Annotated in this window: 1 protein-coding gene; it reads right to left on the minus strand. The window is 38.1% G+C overall.

The genetic code is table 11. The annotated features are described in order from the left end of the window. The coding region (locus BABA_RS24445) for an acetolactate decarboxylase (protein ID WP_007087954.1) at nt 1-417 on the minus strand (417 nt) is incomplete at its 3' end. Nucleotides 418-535 lie beyond the last annotated feature (118 nt).

The raw sequence follows: 535 nt of genomic DNA on the forward strand, positions 1-535 counted from the left end.
CATAATTTCATCATAAGGACGAGTGTTATTGGCGGGCTTGCTACTGACGGTCACTTCTTTAAATTGACCGGTCATGACAATCGTATAAGCAGTATTTGCCGTTGGAAAACGCTTAGTCAGCGCTGACAGAAAATCTTCTGAGTTACTGACAGAGTTGTCAGTAAATTTAACGATGGGTTGATGTTCAACCATTGCCACATAAGGCATCGTTTCATTTTCTTCAACTAATCTGACTTGATTTTCTGAGTCACCGTGATAGGCGATGCCATCAATGATTGTCACCTCGCCATTTGCCGTATCAAGCGTACCGATACCGACTTTGCCGTGTGTTAGTGCTTCTTTGAGGGTAATTGTACCTTTGTAAAAGCCGATAGAGAGTGTCGTAAATGTATTGTGTTGGAATATTCTGCTATTCATAATGATATTATTTTATCACTTTTTTTTGTTAATAGTATCAAATATGTTTTATACCCGAATTGCTAGTTGATTATTTAGCCATGACTTGATACGGTTCTGTTGCAAAGTTTTAAACCTA

Origin of the sequence: Neobacillus bataviensis LMG 21833, assembly GCF_000307875.1 — a bacterium.
GTDB lineage: Bacteria > Bacillota > Bacilli > Bacillales > Cytobacillaceae > Neobacillus > Neobacillus bataviensis.